Annotated in this window: 1 protein-coding gene and 3 pseudogenes; all 4 read left to right on the top strand. The window is 66.3% G+C overall.

From position 1 onward, the window contains the following. Positions 1 to 187 precede the first annotated feature (187 nt). The gene (locus KUM49_RS29935) at positions 188 to 403 is read left to right on the top strand and encodes a hypothetical protein (protein ID WP_217240093.1); all 216 of its coding nucleotides are present in this window, start codon (positions 188 to 190) and stop codon (positions 401 to 403) included. Between the two features lie 418 nt (positions 404 to 821). Beyond that, positions 822 to 1469, top strand: a pseudogene (locus KUM49_RS29930) (ISL3 family transposase); the annotation flags it as partial. After that, positions 1381 to 1659 (top strand): annotated as a pseudogene (locus tag KUM49_RS50805) (WD40 repeat domain-containing protein); the annotation flags it as partial. The pseudogenes KUM49_RS29930 and KUM49_RS50805, both read left to right, overlap by 89 nt. A gap of 393 nt (positions 1660 to 2052) precedes the next feature. Further along, positions 2053 to 2588, top strand: a pseudogene (locus tag KUM49_RS29925) (transposase family protein); the annotation flags it as partial. Positions 2589 to 2970 lie beyond the last annotated feature (382 nt).

Raw genomic sequence — 2970 nt, 5'->3', positions numbered from 1 at the left:
CCTCAAATCCCTCGCCGGCTACCTCACCAAGGTCACTCCTCCAGCCAGCGATAACCAGCGACAGACTTAAGCCCGCGATTTCTGGCGCATCACACTAGCTAGCCCTCAAGGAGTACCCGCCTACGAACGCCACGCGACTGGCGCACCTCACCGCGCACCCCACCCTCCATCACGTCAGGCTGACCGCATGGCGTCCGACAAGCCCGTCGTCGTATACCCGCCCGCCGAAGACGGCGGCCGGCGCGTCCGTGTAGGCGACCGCTTCGTCGGCATCGCCTACGGGCTCCTCGACGTCGCCGCCTTCCTTCAGGAAGCCGGACTGCAGAACTGGAACGAGATGGACGTCGTCCGATCCGCTCTCATCGAATGGAGCGGCGGCGGACCCGACGCCTGGGAGAGCTGACGGGGCTGTCAGTGGCAACGGCGATGATGCGCGCATAACGCGCTGGAGCAGTTCGAGCAGACCAAGCGGGACGGCTACGCCCCGCCGCTGGAGACAGAAGTGGTCGACGCCGTAATGGACGTCATCGGCTGGCTTCGCCACGCGCAGGCGCGCCGCGGCTTCGGCGTCGTGGGCTTCGTCTCCTAGTTCGGCTTGCCAGAACTCTCAGCGGGACAGCCTGGGCGGCCCCGGACACATGGGGAATCGTGATCGTCAGGGTGGGGAATTACGGGCTCTGTCGCTGATCTTGTGACGCTGTCGATGCCAGTGGCGCCTGTGATCGTGACTCGCGTGTTCTTCGCAGAGTTTCGAGGTGCTGTTCCCTCATCTTGGTGGTGTCGTGGTGGAGTTGGTCGACCGGGCCGCGGCCGGGCTCACGATGCATGCGCGGGCCCGTTCGGCGGGTGCGGACTGTCCGCACTGCGGTAGTGCGTCGGGCAGGGTGCACGGTCGGTACATGCGACGGCTCGCGGATGCCGCGGTCGGTGGCGCCAGTGTGGTAATCGAGCTGGTGGTGCGGCGGTTCAAGTGCCCGAACCCCGCGTGCCGGGCGGTGACGTTCGCCGAGCAGATCGCGGGGCTGACGAGCCCGTATGCCCGCTACACCCCACTGGTGCGTGAGCAGTTGACCTCGATCGCTCTCGCGCTGGCCGGCCGTGCGGGAGTCCGTCTGGCCGGAGTGCTGGGCCTGCGCGTCGCCAAGGACACCCTGTTACGTCTGGTCCGCGCCGCGCCGGAAGAACCCGCCGGGGAGATCCGCGTGCTCGGTGTCGACGATTTCGCCCTACGGAAGGGCGAGTCGTACGCGACGATCCTGGTGGACTTGGAGCGGCGGCGCCCGGTGGACGTGCTGCCCGGCCGGGATGCAGAACCGCTGGCCGCATGGCTGAAGGACCATCCGGAAGTAGAGATCATTTGCCGGGACCGGGCCGGTGCCTATGCCGAGGGCGCACGTAGCGGTGCCCCGCAAGCTCAGCAAGTTGCCGACGCCTGGCACCTATGGCACAACCTCGGCGAATCCGTCGAAAAGACCGTCTCCGCCCACCCTCACCGGCCACCCAAACGTGGTGACCTCGGTAGCGTTCAGCCCGGACGGCCGCACCCTCGCCACCAGCAGCGAACGCGCGGTACGGCTGTGGGACGTAGCCACCCGCCGCGCCAAGGCCATCCTCAACAGCATCGGCTCCGTGACGTCCATGGCCTTCAGCCCCAACGGCCGCACCCTCGCCACCGGCAGCGACGATGACAGCAGCAGCGACGGCAGGGCACAACATCGTGCTGATCTCCTTCGAGCTTCGACATCTCGAAGATCAGCCGGTGGCCGTTCATCTATGCGGGCACCATCCCGATGCCGGAGCAAACCCCCGGATCAGGTCGAACCCGTACACCACTTCTCAGGACGCAACCCCGTCCGTCCGGCCACGACTGGGAGCAGCGGATGCGCATCATCACCGAGATGCTGGCTTTGTTCACGAGTTGTACCAACAGCAGATGTTCACCCCTTCGGGAGGTGCCTGAGCGGGCCCCGGGATCGAACTGACTGCACCTCGTCGCATCACTCGAAAGCCAACTTGGGCTTCAGTTTGGTTCGGCGCCGAAGGGGAGGTTCTCTGCTCGCCGATCGCGCGCCCGGCCTGCTGCGTTCGCTGCGCGAAGCCGACCCCGACTACGTCCTGCTGGACGGCACGCTCGCGGAGTGTGACCGGGTCGGCGACAGCCGGGCCGACTACTCCCACAGCACCGCCGACATGGGGTGAACGTGCAGGTGGTGACCGACCCGGCTGGGCGGTTGCTGTGGATCTCACCCGCCCTGCCCGGCCGTGCCCACGACCTGACGGCGGCCCGCACCCGTCGGATCATCCGCATCTGTGAGCGCCAGGGCGTCCCCATCCTCGCCGACCGGGCCTACATTGGAGCCGGTTCGTGGGTGACGATACCCCTCAGACGTCCGCCGGGCCGCGAGCTCACACCGACCCAGCAAACCGTCAACCGTGCGCTGTCCGCGGCACGAGCACCGGTCGAACGCGGCGTGGCACGACTGAAGGCCTGGCGCATTTTCCGCAGATCCCGGTGCAGCCCGAATCGAATGACGTCAAGCGCCGCGGCCGTCCTCACCCTGGAGCGGCAGGCTGAAACAGCTCACTGACTCGGCTGTGCGCACCGTCTGCCTGATCTCAGATGCTGACGCCAGAACTCGTGTGCGCCCCCTTCCTCGCGTGCAGCCGCCCGACTTGTTGGTTGGGGGCGTCCAGGCCCGCACCGCTATTCGCTCATCTTCCGGCTCCGGCAGTCGAAAACTGGGAAGCGTGCGCCGCCCGATCCACAGCATCTCGCAGGAGATCGCCAACCGTCGGATCGCTGCATTCCTCAATTTTTAGTCACTGAGGTGCGCAGCGCTTATTTCAGTTTCTGTGTTTTTGATTCTGTTTTGGCGTGTGTTTGTGGGCGAGTCGTAGGGCGAGGAGTGATCCGGCTGCGGGGGGTGCGAGGTTGAGTGCTGTGGTGAATCCCATGTGGTAGTGGGTGAT

The organism is Streptomyces sp. AC555_RSS877, assembly GCF_019049245.1.
Taxonomy (GTDB): Bacteria; Actinomycetota; Actinomycetes; order Streptomycetales; family Streptomycetaceae; genus Streptomyces.
This window is presented reverse-complemented; position numbering and strand designations above follow the sequence as displayed.